Here is a 17,541-nt window from a genome sequence, read left to right as displayed (position 1 = left end):
GATGGCTTAAGGTTTAGATCTTCACTTTTATCACGACTTTACGCACCGCCGTGGCGATATCGCCTGTGCCGGGCATATGCATGTCACCGGGGAAAAATAACGCAAACATGCCTGCTTTGAGTTTGATATAAGAGGCATTGGCTTGGTTTGCCTCGTAATCAAACTCGGCGTAATCGTGTTTTTCAAAATAGGGTTTCGAGGGTGTTTGCTCCGCTAGTGGCAAGTAACCAAACTCTTCTTCACCGCTGAAAACATATTGCACATCGATATATTTTTGATGAACTTCAAAGGGTTCTGTCGACTTATGCTTGGTTTGATAGTCATTTACTATCACAAAAATATTGTCGCCATCGAGGGGATAATTGCCTACGGGTAGCTGACTAAAGTCGGTCGTCGCTAGATGTTCTAATGCAGTCGCAAGCCGAGGGCTTAAGGATTGATAAATATGGCGGTTTTTTAAGGTATCGACGATCATCGGTTACTCGACATGGCGGATGTGAAATGGGCGAATGGTAAAGATTATAATCCGATCACCACAGTTAGGACATAAGCTTTGTCGATTGGAAGCCGGTCTAAACATGTCGGCATAAAAAACAGGCCATTGAATGGCCTGTTTCTACATCAAGTATTATTAAACTTAGCTAAAACGAGTTTAGTAAGTGTATTTGGCTTCTAAAAAGTAGTAACCACCATTAAAGCCAAAGGGGGTATTGGTTAATGGGTATACAAAGATACCATTGAAGTTATTGTTATCAGGTCGTTTTTCTGGATACACATCAAACAAATTTTGCACCCCAGCCGTAAAGCTTAGTGCATTGGTGGCGGCGTATCTTACCGACAGATCCATCACCCACTGATCGCTATAGTTCACATCACCCGTTGAATAACCTTCACTATAGTCACCAAAGTAGTTTAAGCGGATATTGGTTTTAAAATCCCCGAGTTCATGGGTCAGCCCAATACTGCCCGTGTTATGCGGTGTGGCAGACGTCATGCGGGTTCTTTCTATACTATCAAAGAGTTTCTTGTCTAATCCGCCTAAAATAGACGGTAGATTGATGTCTTGGATCTCGGTTTTATTATAGGCATAGGCTAAGTTCGCCCGTAAATCGCCCCAAGTGCCAATATCAAAGTCTTGGCTAACAACAAGATCGATCCCGCGAGTTCGGCTATCGACGGCATTGACGAAAAATCGTGCTGAATCGGCATTGGTGCCCGCAAGTGCCGCTGCAACCGCAGGGCTATCAGTCGCTCTTAGGGAGCCAGATAAGATGATGCGATCATCAATCTCTATTTGGTAAGTGTCGAGTGTTACCGCGAGGCCAGCGTTATTGGTATAAACAAGACCGAGACTAAATGATTGCGATATTTCAGGTTCTAGTTCGTTAATTCCAAGCGCCTTTGTCACTGGTGATAAGGTGTTGAAGGTGCCTGATTCAATAGGAACCAGTTGCCCCGTCACTGGATCGGGATTAAACAACGTCGAGATATTGCTGAAGTACAGTTGTTGTACGCTCGGCGCTCTAAAGCCTGTATTGATAGTGCCACGCAGGGCTAAGTTGTCGGTAAAATCGTAACGACCCGCGAGTTTCCAGCTCGTGTTGCCGCCAAAGTCAGAGTAGTTTTCGTAGCGTAGCGCTGCCGCCCAGTAAAACTCGTTGGTTAATTGGTTTTCAAGTTCGGCATAAATGCCTGTGTTATCGCGCGTTTCATCAACCTCAGACTCAGGGGTAAAACCGGTGAAACCTTGGCTACCCGCCGCTTTGCCATTATAGCCACCATTGATATACGAATCTTCTTCTCCGGCTTCAATTTCATAGCCGTTTTGGCGCCATGAAACACCGGTCGCAAACAGAATTTCAGAATCGTTTATAAAGGCAAAATAACGGGAAATATCCAAATTGATATTGGCTTCACGGGTCGATAACGTTCCTGCGTCGAACTCGGTAGGAGTTTCAGGGCCTAATGACGCATTTAAGGTATTGACGATATTATAGTTAAATGAATTTTTGCCATATCCCACTGAGGCATCAATATCCCAGTCACTTAGGTTGAATTCATAGCCTAGGGTAAGAGATGAATCGATAATTTTGGGGTTAATTTGCGGTAAAAAACCGTCGGGATACACTTCGGGTAAGTTACGGGCATCGAGAGCTAAACGGTAAAAAGCCCCCGATTTAGTTTCACGTTGGCTAATGCCACCAAAGGCATAGAGTTTTCCGTCGGTAGATATAGGCTGAGCCGCATTGATAAACAAACCGACATTATCATATTCGGCGTCACCCACGTGGTGGCTCTTACGGTTAAATGTGGCTTCGCGCGGATCTGCTGAGCCATCAGCTAACTTAGGGTATTGTTGGCGTGGATCTAACCCTGCGCGGTTTGTGCTGTCTTTGTGATGCGCTTCGAGGGCGACATTCACAAAGCCATCATGGTTTAAACTGATCCCATGGTTAACGCCTACGCGCCATTGCTCACCGTCACCTTGGTAGGTTTGTCCGGCTTGCGCCGAGACGCTACCGCCTTGATCGCTGTCCTTGAGTACCACGTTAATCACGCCAGCAATCGCATCTGAACCGTATTGTGCCGAGGCTCCATCTCGGAGAATTTCAATGCGTTTTATCGCTGTCATTGGAATAGCATTTAAATCGACGTTAGAGGAGCCTTTTCCCATGGTACCGCTTAAATGTACTAGAGCAGAACCATGGCGACGCTTGCCATTTACGAGTACTAAGGTGTGGTCTGGCGACAGGCCGCGTAAGCTCGCGGGGCGCACCGCATCTGAACCGTCAGTCACCGAGGAGAATGGAAAGCTATAGCTTGGCGCCGCAAATTGCAGCGCTTTAGCGGTTTCGGTCATACCTGTTGATTCGAGTTGTTCGGCAGTAATGATATCGACCGGGGCAACACTGTCAGTTGCCGTGCGTAGTGCTATGCGTGAGCCTATGATCTCGATTTTTTCGAAGCCTGTTTGTTGCTCTTCGGCTTGGACTGCTGGAATAACCAGTGTGGATGACACTGCCAATGCGATAACGGCTAGACGCATAAAAACCTCTCAATGATGTTTGTGACCCAATACTCGAACTTAGGTGTGCAGATAAAATAACAATCTGATGCCGAGAAGGTTATCATTGTAACAATTGTTACATTTAGACGTAAATGTGCTAACTCAGAGCCTAGTGTTCTAAATAATATTTAAAATGCAGTTGAATATATTGATGAAAACCTCACTATCGGCCTGCATGCTTTTGAGGCTTCGTACGGCACAATACACGTTGTCGCATGCACATTGCGACTGAGTTAAGTCGATGATATGAATTGTTTATTGACGTGCGCCATCGTGGTTTAATGCGTTATTTCGCTTTAATGGCATTGATTTGAAGGAACACAGAATTGTCAGCGTTACGATTTCTCGCGGGAGCAACGGCATTTAACACCTTGGCAGAACAAGGCCTTAAAGCTGAGCATTTTACCCAGTTGCTTGCCGCCTCTGGTGGACCTAAGTGGCTTGGTATCGCTGGGTTAGATAAGTATCTGTTTGCTGATTTTTTCAAAGACAGGCAAACGCCTTTATATACATTAGGCGCTTCCTCTGGGGCTTGGCGTTTAGCGTGTTTGGCGCAGCAAGATCCCCTCATAGCCTATGGCCGCTTAGAGGATTTTTATATTGGTCAGCGTTACGACAATATGCCAACACCGCAGGAAGTCAGTGCGCAAGTTAAAGGCGTAGTGCAGGGCATTTTAGGGGGCAATGGTGGCAGGGAAATCGTTAATAACGCTCATATTCACAGTCATTTCGTCGTGTGCCGTGCTAAACATTTAAATCGTTTAACGGCAAAGCTTCCGCTTGCGGCGGGGCTGGCGATGGCGGCGGCGACCAACTTAGTGAGCCGTCGGAGTTTAGGTTGGCATTTTGAGCGTGTGGTCTTTAGCCAACAAGCTGCAGCATCTCCCTTTTTGCAACTCAACGATTTACCCAGTCAGCAGGTTGAATTAACTGAGGCTAATGTCGATGCTGTGATGTTAGCTACGGGGTCGATTCCTTTATTGCTGGCCCCTGTGTCCCAAATTGAAGGCGTTGCCGATGGGCAGTATTACGATGGCGGCATTACCGACTATCACTTTGATTTGCCTTTATCCTGTGCCAAGGGGCTGACGTTGTATCCGCATTTTTATCCGACCATCAGCCCTGGATGGTTCGATAAATCCTTGAAGTGGCGCCAAGGTCACGCTAATTATCACAATGCGCTAGTGTTGGCGCCATCGGCCGAATTTGTCGCTTCATTGCCCTTTGGCAAAATCCCCGACCGTGAAGATTTTAAGCAACTGGACACTGCGCAGCGGATGCAATATTGGCGTACGTCTGTGGCTTTGAGTGAACGTCTTGCCGAGGAGCTTGCCTCGGTTGTTGCGAGGGGAAATGTGCTGGATCGGCTAGAGCACTTCTAGGTTGAAGTGATTTGGTCTCGAAAACTGGGTTTGACATGACGTGGTTGAAATGCCCTGATTCAAAATAGCAGGGGCGGAAATTTCTTTGTGCGGTCAGCTGCTTCAGGAAGGAAATTCTTTCACCTGCTACACTCTACAATAATAGGAAATACGAATGCATTGAGTTCGTTTCCTTCTATTTGGGGCAGGAGGTTGCTATGCAAACACGAGAAATGGCGTTACTCATGCGCGATGCCTTGTTACTGCCACAGGGACGGGTGGAGGTTCGTGTGGTTGACCCCGGTCATCTGCGCATGGTGGCCGATGTATTCAAGGGAAAGTATGTGCTCGCCTTTGCCACCATTAGACCCAGTGGTAGTCCGCCCTGTTATCCCACTGCCACCCAATGTGACATTATCGATTTTAATCAGCTAGAAGATGATTCACTCAGCATAGTGCTCGAAGGGCGTCAACGCGTCAGCATCCTCTCGGCGGCGCAGGCCAAAGATAAGCTGTGGATGGCGCGTACTTTACCTTGCCGTAACTGGCAAGAAGAGCCGATTAAAGGTGAATTTGAGTTGATAAGCGCCGCATTAGAGCAATTTTATGAAGTGAATCCCGATCTGTTTGAGCTCTATTCTCAAGTGCATTTGGAAGACGCCGCTTGGGTGAGCCAACGCTGGCTCGAGGTTTTGCCTATGTATAACAAAGATAAATTAGTGTTAGTGAATCAGCCAGATTGCCATAAGACCTTGGACTTCGTGCTGCAACTCATCAAGTCCCATGTGGACTGAAAAACCACAAAAAGGCTAGAATAGCGGCTTTCTATAGCCGCTTTTTTTGTGATATGACTGCATCTGCCCGCGCCGCCCAACCTTCTTACATAGTGCTTCCTGTGAATGTCACAGATAAACCCACAGTGTTTGCCTTTCTCGCACAACATTTTGCCCGTATAGGTGAAGATGTATGGCGTCAGCGGATCCTCGATGGAAAAGTGCATTGGCGGGATGGCAGTTTGATCGCATTGGACACTGAATATCGCCCTGCGGCGCGGGTGTATTACTACCGTGAAGTGCCGGTGGAAGCGAAAATCCCCTTCGAAGAACAGATCCTATTCCAAGATGACAACGTTATTTTGGCCTACAAGCCTCACTTTTTGCCTGTGACGCCAAGCGGCAACTATGTGAACGAATGTCTGGTGCATAGACTAAGATTGCGAACTGGCATTGATACTATCGCGCCCGCTCATAGGCTTGATCGTGAAACCGCTGGAGTGATCCTGATGACTGTCGCGCCTGAAACCCGCGCGCTCTATCATCAACTATTTATCGACGATGCGATTCGTAAAGACTATCAAGCGATTGCCAAGTTGACTCCTGAGATTATTGAACAATATCAACAGGGCTGCTTAACTTTGCCATTGCACTGGACGGTAACAAACCGTATGCAGCCGAGCGACCCGAGTTTTACCATGAAAATCGTGGAAGGCGAGGCAAATACCCATTCCGAAATCAGTTTAGTGGCCATAAAAGGCGATGTCGGTTTATTTCATTTGAGCCCGATTACCGGTAAAACCCACCAACTTCGTGTGCATATGCAAAGCTTAGGTATGCCATTGTTAAACGACAGATTTTATCCAAGCTTATTACCCAAAGGACCGGATAAATTTGAGGCACCCCTAAAATTGATGGCGCAGCGGTTACGTTTTATTGACCCAGTGAGCGGGATGCACCACGACATGCAATGTCAAGGTTTTGAGTTTTAGTCAGCGGAAAGCATTATTTCCAGTCTGTTTAAAGGAAATAATCGGGTGCAATTGTGTGCTTGGCCCCGTGATGGTATGAATACAATCTGCAGTATCTGAGTCTCTGCCATAGGGAGCCATATTACGATTGTTTAAAGGAAGTCCATTATGACCAAATCTGCGATCTTCTCTATCTTGCTTTGCGCTGCAGTATTAGTGGGGGCCATGTATTTTGGTGACTGGACTAAGCAGCCTTATCTGAATGACATTGCCGCCGAGATCCGTAAGGCGAGTGCGGTGATTGAACCGAAGAAACCAAGTTCGTCTGGCACATCGACAGCAGAAGCCGATGCCGAGCGAGATCAAAGCCCTAAGATCATTTGGGATCAAATGGCGCATGAAAAACCATCGAATAAGTCGCAGCCAGAAGCACTGATTTTCAATCAGGCTCAGCCAAAACCTGCCAAAACCGATGAGGCGTTATCCAAAAATACGCCCTTGATGGATTCAGGCTCTGGTGCCACTCAACCTGAAACGGTTAAACATCATAAACCTGTTTAAGCTGTTATTCCTGTTTGGGTGGTTCGAACAGGGTTTCGCTCATATCGCCATGTAAAACCGCAATTTTTGTTGGTGCACCATCATCAGCTAATTCCAACATACCTATTCCGCTTTTATTCACTAGACGTTTACTCGGCTCACCATTTGGTCGCCTGCCGCGCAGCAACATACGTTTACGTTTTGTCAGCAAGTTAAGTGGTGAAAAGTGGCCATAAAACCAGCCATTGAGTTTATCGAAAATCGGTAACAGCTTCTCAGGGAAGTGATTTTTAATACCGCTGCAGGTGATTTGGTAGATGTTAGGACTACTGCGTCTAAAACGAATACTGATGTCGTAACTAAAGGAGTAATGCACATCGCCGGAGAGGATCACAAACTCCTCTGGGGTTTTACGGTGCATAAAAATACTCAGCAGTGCATTGGCGGCGCCCGGGTGGGCCATCCAGTTTTCGGCGTCTACTAACAGGGAACCGCCGATCAGAGTGGCTGTACGCTGAACAGCTTCAATCAACTTGACCCCAAACATGGGCGCAGGTGAGACGATAATAACCTTCGACTGGCCGAGTAACTCTTGCTGCAAATCCATTAACGCCTCCCAATCCATCAAGCCGGAAGGTTTTGCAAGATTAGATTCACTGCGCCAGCGGCGGGTACGGGTATCGAGTACGACCAGTTTGGGCGAGGACTCTAAGGTGTAATGCCACTGCTCAAATTTAAGTAATTCGTCGATGAGCAGATCCTGACTTTCGCTTTCTTGTCGCGTAAAAAACGCATCGAGCAGCGGGCGGATATCGGCGGCAAATTTATCAGGCGCGTTGCCAAGTCCTTGGAATAAGGTGTAGCCGATTAAGGCATTACCAATAATGCGTTTCGAAAATGCGTGTTCGTAGGCCGCTTGTTCCCATTTAGCCGTCAGGTTCCAATCATCGGTGACGTCGTGGTCATCAAACATCATATAAACGGGAATGTGCGCCATAAAGCGCCTGACTTGCCCTAGCCCAGCTTTAAAGCCAAGCAAGTGTTGCCACTCATTTTGCCAGCGGGCGGTATTGGTGGGTGATAAGCCGTCGACATCCTTCGAGATATTCACTAATTCCCACAGTTCAGGTGACCAAGTGAGTAAATACAGGGCGATGATTTCATTTAGGCTGACCAAATGATTTACGGCGATGGAGGAGGTAAAAATGGGGTGATTGCGATACCAACGCCACAGCGCGGTTTTGGCCGGATATTGGGTATGAGGCAACAGGTTTTTATGCCGTTGATACAAATATGCGGGCTGATAATGAATGTCTTCACTAGTGGTGATGCTCGCGCCTTCAAATTGCTCATGTTTAAGACTAAGCAAATCGATGACTTGCCCTATGGCGCTTAACATAGGTCCCGCAACATCATCAATATAGACCTGATCACCACTCATTATGATAAGTGCTGGGCGATCATCCTCCGCACCCCTGTTGATTATCTTGGCTAAATGGGTATCGGCGGCGACCAGTGCATCGTCACTGTGGTGATGCGGATTGCGGCAGGAACCGTGGAATACTTGGGTTAATTCAGGGGTGAAACGTACACTTGGCGTCGACGCATCGCCGTAGTTTAGCTGGCTTATCGTGGCAAAAATATCACCATGTTGAGCGGTAGACACTTGGTAAGGTGTGACGATATTGGGCGCGAGCAACTCTGGGCGCGACAGTATTATTAGATATTGATGGGCATGTTGCCCAAGTGGCACATAGTGTAAATCTGCATCCTGTAATAGGTACTCTTGCTCACCAAGACGCAGCTTAAGTTCAGTTAATGGCTCACGACTTACAAACCACAGGGTAAAGTGTGAGGCATCGCAGTAGCGCAGCATGGGGCCAGCTAATATCAGAGGAAGTGTCGTACTCAAATTCTGCCTATGGGTATTTGGGTTAATCTTGCATGAGTTAACCCTAAGTAAGTTTGGTTTAGAAGAGTAAACAAGTGCGTTGAATATGAAAAGCTTTTAGAATTGTTAGCCATAAATATGCGTTGAAACTGAATGGGGCGATATGGCTAAGATTATGGTAACAGGCGCGACAGGGCTACTCGGCCGAGCTGTCGTAAAACAGCTTGAATTAACAGGACATCAGGTTGTGGCCACGGGTTTTAGCCGCGCAAGTGAACGAGTGCATAAACTCGATCTTACCGCCCCTTTGGATGTCGAGGCATTTATCGCCCGCGAGCAACCGCAAGTGATAGTGCACTGCGCCGCCGAGCGTCGCCCCGATGTCTCCGAGCAAAATCCGCAGGCAGCATTGGCACTTAACTTAACCGCCAGCCAAGCCTTAGCTATGGCAGCTAAGGCCAATAATGCTTGGCTTATCTATATTTCCACTGACTATGTGTTCGATGGCACTCAACCTAAGTACGCTGAAGATGCAGCCACTCATCCGGTTAATTTTTATGGTGAATCTAAGCTAAAGGGCGAAGAAATCGTGCTAGACACTAGCGCTGATTTTGCTGTGCTACGCTTGCCAATCCTTTACGGCCAAGTAGAAAAGCTGAGTGAATCTGCTGTGCTAGTGCTGGTTAACCAATTGATTGAGCGTCGCGCTCAGGGTGTTGATCATTGGGCGATACGCAGTCCAACCTCGACCGCCGATATTGCCCAAGCCATAGACAAGATGATTGCACAGCATATTGTAGCGCCAATAGTGCAGGGGATTTATCATTTTAGCGCCGCAGAGACTATGACTAAGTATCAGATGTTGTTGACATTAGGAGAGATTTTACAACTCAGTACAGCGCACTTAACGCCTGAGTCTACGCCGACAGATAACGCCAAGCGGCCAAGGGACTGCACCTTAAGCTGTGCGCGTTTAGCTGCGCTGGGGATTAGTTCTGAAATCAATTTTGCCACTGGCGTGCGCCAAGCATTAGCACAATCGAGTGGTGCACTTGCCACGCTCGGACTCACTCTGTAGGAATCGCCATGGCTAAGATCTTAGGGACCAGTCTACAGGCTGCCGACCAAGTCGCATTACTGCGAACCTTAGGTTTGTTGCTGCAAATAGGCTTAACCACGTTTGCCGCCGATACTTTTGGTCTTAGCCTGCAAATGGAGCCGTTAGTGCATGTGTTAGTGCTAGAGGTGTTATACCTTTCGCTCACATTGGCGCTACGTAAACCCTTATTTGCTAAGGAGCGCGGCCTCTTTATTGCGCTCAGCTTAGACACATTATTTTGGATATCTTGGTTGCACTTTTCCGGCGGCGCGACCAATGCGTTTATCTCGTTATTACTGTTGCCGATTGCACTTGCGGCTGTGACTTTGCCAATCTGGGCGCCTTGGGCACTGACGGCTATTTCAACCTTTGCCTACAGCCTGATGATCTTTACTGTGCCCGAATCCCCCATGCAGCACCACGGTATGGACATGAGTTCCCACTATTTAGGCATGTGGTTCAACTTTGTGATTTCAGCTTTGGTGATGACAACCAGCGTAGCGTTAATCACTAAGCGTATGCGCCGCCAAGATGCGCAGTTAGCTTATATGCGCGAAGGGCAATTGCGTCAGGAGCAACTCTTAGCCCTAGGTACAGTATCGGCGCAGATGGCGCATCAATTGGCCACGCCGCTCTCGAGTCTGAGGTTATTACTCGATGAAGTAAAAGAAGACATGAGCGATACCTCGATAACGATTGTCGAGATGGAAACTGCGTTAGGTCGCTGTGAACATACCCTTGCCGAGCTGAGATTAGCGACGGAGTCGATCCGTGATCGCCGCCAGCGCCCACTAAAGATCATTGAGTTGGTGGACAGTTTAAAGCAAAAAACTTTGTTGTTAATGCCACAAACTGAACTGAATTGGTTGATCACTTGTATGCCTGAACAACTGGCAGAGCAAAGTATTCTGACTGATATGAGTTTAACGCCAGCCATCATGGCCTTGATTGAAAATGCTGCCCGCGCCAGCGCCGAAACCATAGGTGCGCCGCAGGTGGATATCAGTTTAGATAAAGCGCCAAACGAAGAGCAGATCTACTTGCAGATCCGCGATTATGGCACTGGTATCGCGCCCGATTTATTGCCACAGTTGGGCACCTTACTCATAGAAAGTCCCAAGGGTTTAGGTGTCGCTTTGCTACTCAGTCATGCCAGTTTAGAGCGTTTGGGCGCAGAGTTGATTTTGGCTAATCATCCCCAAGGTGGCACTGTGGCACAAATTCGTTTCACTATATTAAGGGAGCCGGCGCCGTCTGTATCGCACAAGACTAAGGCTAGTGACGAGGTAAGTTCATGAAACGTTTGTTGATTGTAGAGGATGACCTTTCCCTTGCGAGTATTTTAGGCCGCCGATTAACACGCCATGGCTTTGAATGCCGATTAACCCATGATGCCAGTGATGCGCTGCTGGTGGCGCGGGAGTTTCGTCCTAGCCATATTCTTTTAGATATGAAGCTTGCCGAAGCCAATGGCCTAGGGTTAATTGTGCCGCTGCGTCATCTGCTGCCCAAGGTGACTTTGGTGTTACTCACCGGCTACGCTAGTATCGCCACTGCGGTGGAAGCGATTCGCCTCGGCGCCGATAATTATTTAGCTAAACCTGTGGATACCCAAACCTTGCTCGCCGCACTGGAAATGGATGGGCATTCCCATACTCTTCAAGAAGATGAAGTCGACGACTCGCCCCTCAATCCTAAGCGTTTGGAGTGGGAACACATTCAGCAAGTACTTAATGCGAACCAAGGCAATGTGTCCGCCACCGCCCGCCAATTGGGGATGCATCGCCGCACCTTACAACGTAAGTTACTCAAAAAACCTGTGGGTGAAAGTGGACATTTGAAGTAACCAAGGCAATGTGTCCGCTACCGCCCGACATATAGGGGATGCATCGCCGCACCTTACAACGTAAGTTACTCAAGAAACCTGTGGGTGAAAGTGGACATTTGAAGTAACGCTTTATTTTCATAAGTTGGCAAGTGACGCCGACTCAAGCACATGAAATAAGGATGCTGACGGGATTGAGGCTGGCATAGTGCGCCGCATTTACGCATAAAAAATGCCACTCAAAAGGGCTGAGTGGCATTAACAAGAAAACGAAAAGTGAATCGATGAATTAGCGCTAGGATTTTACGCTAGCGCCATTGCACGATTAGGTTATTCGATTAAAAATTAACGGTTTCTTCGTTTGAACAAGGGCCGTTAGTTTCACACACTTTATAGGTGAAGCTTGCGCCAGCTAGGTCGGTGAAACGGTCAATAAACGATGAGCTGCTTGAAGTACCCACCGCAACACCGTTACGGAAGATAGTATACTCATCAGCGTTGTGACCATCCCATTCGAGTGCAACACGTATGCTACCGCGACGAGATTTGTTCGCATTTTTTACTGCCATTTCTAATGCGACTTCAGGGACTTCAACCGCAAATTCTGCCGAAGTGCTTGCTGTTGCGCCATCGTTGTCAGTTACAGTCAGTGTGACTGTGTAGCTGCCTGACTCGGCATACTGATGATTGACAATCGCACCTGCGGCATTTGTACCATCACCAAAATCCCAGTTCCATGACGTCAGGTCGCCATCGCTGTCAGTACTGGTGCTTGTGAAGCTGCCGTTACCGTTAGCAAAGCTTGCAGTAAAGCCTGCGGTTGGAGCTTGGTTTGGTGTGTCATCGCCGTCATAAGCACCCACTAGGCTCACACCTGTGTAGCTGCTATAGCCGCTGACCATCACCCAATAAGTTCCCGTTTGAGCAGGATCAATAGCACAGCTTTCGGCATTACCTGACTTGTATGGACGACAGTCATAGCTGCTAGACGTCGGCGCTTGACCAAATTTAACATACATGTCCGCATCACCTGTGCCGCCTGACATATTGAAGCTCAGGTTAGTTGCACCGCTAGCGACATCGAGTTTGTAGTATTTTTTGCTACCTGATGCACCCGCTAAACCTGTCACAGCAACACCGTTGGCGAGTTCAGTAGCTTCTGGTGGTGGCGGTGGTGGTGGGGTTTCGCAAGGGGTGATACCCACAACGGCAAACGCAGTGACCACATCGTTAGCATTTAAGCCTAAGTCAGTTGCGGCTGATTTAACACCACAGGCGCCTTGCCAGAATAAGCTGTCCGCCGTCCAATATAATTGGTTAGCGACTACAAATGTTTGGAATGCTTTGCGTGTATCCCAACCCGGTAAGTTAGCTAAAGTGTAGAAAGCTTTATTGAATACACCTGAACTGTGGTGCACGTCGATGCCATCATAGTAATCGTCGATATGACCGATTGAGATACCGTCTAAGGTTGGATCTGCCATGTAGCGCAGTGCCCCGCTGCCTTTAAAGATATCGGCGCCGACTAACCAGTCGTTTGTGCCGTGCATGTAAAATTCAGCGGCTTCACCCGCCATATCTGAGAAGGCTTCGTTCATGCCGCCAGATTGATCTGCGTAAACCAGCCCTGAGTTTTGTTCAGTGAAACCGTGACTCACTTCGTGTGCCGAGACATCTAAGCTCACTAATGGGTGGAAGGTTGTTGCGCCATCACCGAAGGTCATAGCACTGCCGTCCCAGAAAGCGTTTTCGTAGTTGTTGCTGTAGTGAACTCGCATCGTTAACTGAAAGGTTAACGGTGCAGTGTTGTACCACTCGCTATACATCTTGTAGATCACGTTGCCGAAGTAGTGCGCATCGTTTAATGGCGAGTAAGCACCGTTGATCTCTTTGAGTGTATTGCGCGGACAAGTATAAGAGAAGGGTGTGGCGCCTGATGTGGCACCGTTTAGGTTAACGGTTTTCACGTTAGGTGAGTTCATGGTGCAAGTGTCACCGCTCACTTCAACGTCTAAGCTAGAAAAATCAGTACCGTATTCGTATTGGCCAGTCTTAATGTTACCGCCTGGACCTGTGCCGGTTGCAGCATGGTTAATCCCTTCCCAACGCTTAATCACTTCACCTGAGTGCGCGTCAACCATAGTGAATGGGCGGCTTGGCTCATCGCCATATACTACAAATGAAGTCACATAAACGAGGCGAGTTTTAGCGGCATCATCGAGGTAAAGCCATAATTTTGCTTGTTTGTTTTCAGCTTTTAGGCCTGCAACGGCTTTGTCAGACTTGCCACGGATCGCAATATCTAACGCTTTGTTAGCCGTTAGAGTGGGTTTGACAAAATCAGCCGACTTTTCAATATTTTTTAATACGCGGCCAGACATGTCGCTGTAAAAGCCCATGCTCGATTGTGACGTCGCAACAGAGAAACCATAAACAGGTACGCCATGGAAATATTGTTGTAAACGTTGTTTTTGCTTGCCTTGACCTAGGTTGAGTTTTTTCTCGACTTTGAGTTGGCTACCTGCGTCTAAGCTGAACTGAGACACTAAGTTATTGCTTGAAGACGCGCTTCTAAGAGTGCCGACATCGACAACATCAGCAGCAAATGCGGATGTGCCTAAAGTGGCCGACACAGCAATGAAGAGTAGCGACAGTTTTTTGTTTAGCATCATGCTTGAAATCCTTTTTCCGTTTTGTAAATAACGTTGGAATGCCATACAGCTTAACTGGCTCGGGCGAGCGTTTTTTATTGTGATTTCTACAGGGTCGTCGGCATCCCTCTGCCATGGCCGCATAGAATGAGCTGTTGCTCAGGCGGGAATTCTCAGATTTTTATTCTGTGCAAAGCGTGAATAACCGCATGACTCTAGATGTTATTTAAATGTAAAAGTGTTAACAATCGTACAAAGGAACTATCTTCAACGTTCATTTAGACGCTTCTAAATCTGAATTAGGACTTTTGGGTAATAGCGATTTAGCCAAGCGGAAGGGTGATGCACTTGAGTGTTTTGCAGTAATTTAATGATTTATTTCAATTGTTTATTTTTCAGCGTTCTTGAAAAGGCTTGATTAAGGATGGGTTGTGCGTTGGGGTCATCATCCTATCAAGGTGTTGAGACCCTCGGCTTTGATTTATTCACTTAGAAAGACTCCATCGGAGTTGCCGCTGCTTGACTTGCTCTTCAGCTTATTTCACCAAGGTAACTCTGTGCCATCGTAGGCAAAAAAACGCCCTGTTTGTGCGGGTGTAGCATTGGCAATGATGGGCAGTAAGCTGTTGGCGACATACTCAGGTGTAAACAGTTTGTCTTTAGGGACACTCTGTTGAAATGGCTGAGATAATGGCGTGTCTGTCGTGCCCGGATGCAGAGACAACACCACGCCGTGTTTCATGGTGCGTTGCCATTCAATAGACAGTGTTTTGAGAAACATATTCAGCGCGGCTTTTGAGGCGCGATAGCTGTACCAGCCTCCTAATTTATTATCGGCAATGCTGCCGACTCTCGCCGATATCACCGCAAACCTTGCCGAGTGACTTTGTGTTAATGCCTTAGCAAAGTGCTTTGCCAACATGATGCTGGGTAGGGTATTGAGCGTTAAATTGTGCTGGAAAAAGTCGATATCCAGTGACTGTAGGCTTTTTTCTGGCCCTTTATCTTGGGTGTGTAAGATGCCGACACAGTTAATAATCCAATCTAATTCAGTGAGCTGTTCGCTTAGCTGTTTAATCTCAGCTTCATTGGTCACATCTAATGCATGCCATTGGATTTTCTCCTGCCTGTCTTGGGGAAGATGATGCCTGTAGGTGGCGTGCACGGTGGCGTCGGGATAGCTTTCTTGAATTAGCTTAACCATGGCTTTGCCAATACCCCCACTCCCGCCGACGATAAGTACTTTCATCACAAACTCTCCCTATCCAAATATCTATATCAAGCTATTTATATCAATGAGTTACGCTTAGCATTACTTCGCTACAAACGGTTTAGGTGAACGAGGTTGTGCTCGGCTGTGGCTAATATGGCGCTTCTTACGGACTCGTCCATTTTGTCCCAAGTCTGGTATAGCATGCCGATCCTAGGATTTTGCGACAATCGCGCGCGGTGTTTTTCCATAAAATGCCAATAAAAGCTATTGAACGGACAGGCAAGTGCACCGCTGCGCTCTTTTATCTTGTAATGACACCCGCTGCAGTAGTCACTCATTTTATTAATGTAAGAGCCGCTGGCGGCGTAGGGTTTAGTGCCGACAATGCCGCCGTCGGCAAACAAGGCCATGCCGCGGGTGTTGGGCATTTCAACCCATTCGATGGCATCAACATACACGCCTAAATACCACTCATCGACTTGATTTGGCTCGATTTCGGTTAATAAGCAGAAATTGCCGATCACCATTAAGCGCTGAATATGATGGGCGTAGGCAAAATCTAATGATTGGGATAAGGCTTGTCGCATGCAGCTCATCTTAGTGTCGCCATGCCAAAAATAATCGGGCAGTGTTTCATGGGCATCAAGCGCGTTAGTGCTGGCGTACTGTGGCATATTCGCCCAGTAAATGCCGCGAACGTATTCTCGCCAACCTAATATCTGCCGCACAAATCCTTCGACTTGGGCGATATCAATCTCAGCATTCGTTTGATAACTGTCGATGGCCGCATTGATGACTTCTAACGGGCTGATTAATTTACTGTTAAGGCTGAATGATAGTCGACTATGGTACAAGCTCCACTTGGCAGGATGTTGCGCTGTCATGGCATCTTGAAAACGGCCAAAGGAAGGCAAGCAAACCTGACAAAAATACGTTAATAATTCGAGGCTTTGCGCACGGTTTATCGGCCACAGCAATGGCGCATCAATACGACCCATGGTCGGAATTTGATGACGTTCAAGACGTGCGAGAATTTCCGTCACATCGAAGCTAAACATTAATGGCGCTGGCAAGACTTTTATATCTTGAGTTTTAAGTTTCTGACGGTTGCTGACATCAAAGTTCCATTGCCCGCCGAGTGGTTTTGCGTCTTGCATCAAGATGTTGTAACGCTTACGCATGCGGCGATAAAAGTGCTCCATCATAATGTGTTTGCCGACGGGGAACTGCGCATCGATTTCGTCAAAGGGCAAGATAAAGTGCTCTGTATCGACACAGTTCACCACGGCTGTGTTGAGTTTAAGCTGACTTAATTGCTCAAGTAGGCGGTATTCATCAGGCCTTTGGTATTCAAACTTGATCGCGCCAACCTGTGTTACCTGATGTTGAATGAGCCCCAGTAGATCGCTATAGCCCTGAGTGTTATTGAAGGTGTCATCAAGGGTGAGATAGAGCACTTGATGCCCTTGCGCACGCAGCTCTTTGGCAAATTGCGCCATTGCTGCAAAGAAGGCACATATCTTCTGCACATGATGGGTCACATAAGTGTTTTCTTGGTGCAGTTCTGCAATCACATACAGCACTTGATCATCAACGCGGTTAAACCAAGAATGCTGGGCATTGAGTTGATCGCCTAAAATTAACCTGACGGTATGGAATTGCATTAAGTGGACTCTGGTGAATGACTTTCGCGGTTAAACATTTCGCGATGGGATATTGCAGGACATTACGAATTGGGTTGCTGTGAGGATCACAAGGCTGGGTATTTGTCGTGATTTCGACAAGGAGGTTTATCTAAACTTGGTTTGATAGCTTTTAAAGCAAAGTCAAAGTCGGCGGCTTCACCCCTTGATTTTCAATCAAGAGTCCTTGCCGAACAACGTCGATGTCTGACTGCCAGTTCGCCATATATGGACCCATCCGGTTTGCAAGACATTCGATATCAATTTTGAGAAGAGTTCATTGCACCCATATATTCGGCCTGTTATTGAGGTATGCCTCTGGCCCTGATGGATATCTGCTTCTACTGTCCTTATCATCCTTGCGGCTTCATTATGAGCCTATGGCGAGCTAAGGTTTTTAGTAGATCAGTCTGACTGTCTCATCATCAATTCAAGTGTCTTAGCAACTTGCTGGTTGGTTAATTATTA

General features: G+C 47.3%; 13 protein-coding genes. 7 read left to right on the top strand and 6 right to left on the bottom strand.

Annotated elements, in window-relative coordinates; all coding sequences use genetic code 11:
* Positions 1-13 precede the first annotated feature (13 nt).
* Positions 14-475 carry a YhcH/YjgK/YiaL family protein gene (locus L5M10_RS17795; protein ID WP_105251222.1) on the bottom strand — a complete coding sequence of 154 codons (462 nt, stop codon included), beginning with the start codon at positions 473-475 and terminating at the stop codon, positions 14-16.
* 177 nt (positions 476-652) lie between these two features.
* Positions 653-3,046, bottom strand: coding sequence for a TonB-dependent receptor plug domain-containing protein (locus tag L5M10_RS17790; protein WP_263164276.1), 2,394 nt, complete (start codon positions 3,044-3,046; stop codon positions 653-655).
* A 347-nt stretch (positions 3,047-3,393) separates the two neighbouring features.
* Here L5M10_RS17790 and L5M10_RS17785 point away from each other — a divergent pair, with 347 nt between their 5' ends.
* The 4 genes from L5M10_RS17785 to L5M10_RS17770 all read left to right on the top strand — a co-directional run bounded on the left by L5M10_RS17785 (position 3,394) and on the right by L5M10_RS17770 (position 6,733).
* Positions 3,394-4,449 carry an alpha/beta hydrolase gene (locus L5M10_RS17785; protein ID WP_263164278.1) on the top strand — a complete coding sequence of 352 codons (1,056 nt, stop codon included), beginning with the start codon at positions 3,394-3,396 and terminating at the stop codon, positions 4,447-4,449.
* Between the two features lie 197 nt (positions 4,450-4,646).
* Entirely contained in the window at positions 4,647-5,222 is a 576-nt protein-coding gene (locus L5M10_RS17780; protein WP_105251225.1) for an LON peptidase substrate-binding domain-containing protein, read from the top strand.
* Between the two features lie 53 nt (positions 5,223-5,275).
* Positions 5,276-6,193 carry a pseudouridine synthase gene (locus L5M10_RS17775; protein WP_219234474.1) on the top strand — a complete coding sequence of 306 codons (918 nt, stop codon included), beginning with the start codon at positions 5,276-5,278 and terminating at the stop codon, positions 6,191-6,193.
* Between the two features lie 147 nt (positions 6,194-6,340).
* The gene (locus tag L5M10_RS17770; RefSeq protein ID WP_263255680.1) at positions 6,341-6,733 is read left to right on the top strand and encodes a hypothetical protein; all 393 of its coding nucleotides are present in this window, start codon (positions 6,341-6,343) and stop codon (positions 6,731-6,733) included.
* Positions 6,734-6,737: 4 nt separating this feature from the next.
* Here the strand turns inward: L5M10_RS17770 and L5M10_RS17765 are convergent, their stop codons facing one another.
* A complete protein-coding gene (locus L5M10_RS17765) occupies positions 6,738-8,588 on the bottom strand; it encodes an alkaline phosphatase D family protein (RefSeq protein WP_263164344.1) in 1,851 nt (616 codons plus the stop codon).
* Between the two features lie 178 nt (positions 8,589-8,766).
* On the opposite strand from L5M10_RS17765, the gene L5M10_RS17760 reads away from it, so the two are divergent.
* The 3 genes from L5M10_RS17760 to L5M10_RS17750 are packed head-to-tail and all read left to right on the top strand — an operon-like array spanning position 8,767 to position 11,548.
* Complete coding sequence (locus tag L5M10_RS17760) at positions 8,767-9,681, top strand: dTDP-4-dehydrorhamnose reductase family protein (protein ID WP_263164283.1); 915 nt, start codon at positions 8,767-8,769, stop codon at positions 9,679-9,681.
* Between the two features lie 8 nt (positions 9,682-9,689).
* Entirely contained in the window at positions 9,690-11,000 is a 1,311-nt protein-coding gene (locus tag L5M10_RS17755) for a sensor histidine kinase (RefSeq protein ID WP_263164285.1), read from the top strand.
* Positions 10,997-11,548, top strand: coding sequence for a response regulator transcription factor (locus L5M10_RS17750; RefSeq protein WP_263164286.1), 552 nt, complete (start codon positions 10,997-10,999; stop codon positions 11,546-11,548). The genes L5M10_RS17755 and L5M10_RS17750 overlap by 4 nt, the downstream gene beginning before the upstream one ends.
* A 317-nt stretch (positions 11,549-11,865) precedes the next feature.
* Here the strand turns inward: L5M10_RS17750 and L5M10_RS17745 are convergent, their stop codons facing one another.
* The 3 genes from L5M10_RS17745 to L5M10_RS17735 form a co-directional block, all read right to left on the bottom strand.
* Entirely contained in the window at positions 11,866-14,199 is a 2,334-nt protein-coding gene (locus L5M10_RS17745; RefSeq protein ID WP_263255679.1) for a M4 family metallopeptidase, read from the bottom strand.
* A gap of 520 nt (positions 14,200-14,719) precedes the next feature.
* Positions 14,720-15,427 (bottom strand): SDR family oxidoreductase, encoded by a 708-nt coding sequence (locus tag L5M10_RS17740; RefSeq protein WP_263164346.1) that lies wholly within the window; start codon positions 15,425-15,427, stop codon positions 14,720-14,722.
* 71 nt (positions 15,428-15,498) lie between these two features.
* Positions 15,499-17,055 carry a cryptochrome/photolyase family protein gene (locus L5M10_RS17735; RefSeq protein WP_263237222.1) on the bottom strand — a complete coding sequence of 519 codons (1,557 nt, stop codon included), beginning with the start codon at positions 17,053-17,055 and terminating at the stop codon, positions 15,499-15,501.
* Between the last annotated feature and the right edge of the window lie 486 nt (positions 17,056-17,541).

This window comes from Shewanella sp. SM32 (assembly GCF_025654235.1).
Lineage (GTDB): Bacteria > Pseudomonadota > Gammaproteobacteria > Enterobacterales > Shewanellaceae > Shewanella > Shewanella oncorhynchi.
This window is presented reverse-complemented; position numbering and strand designations above follow the sequence as displayed.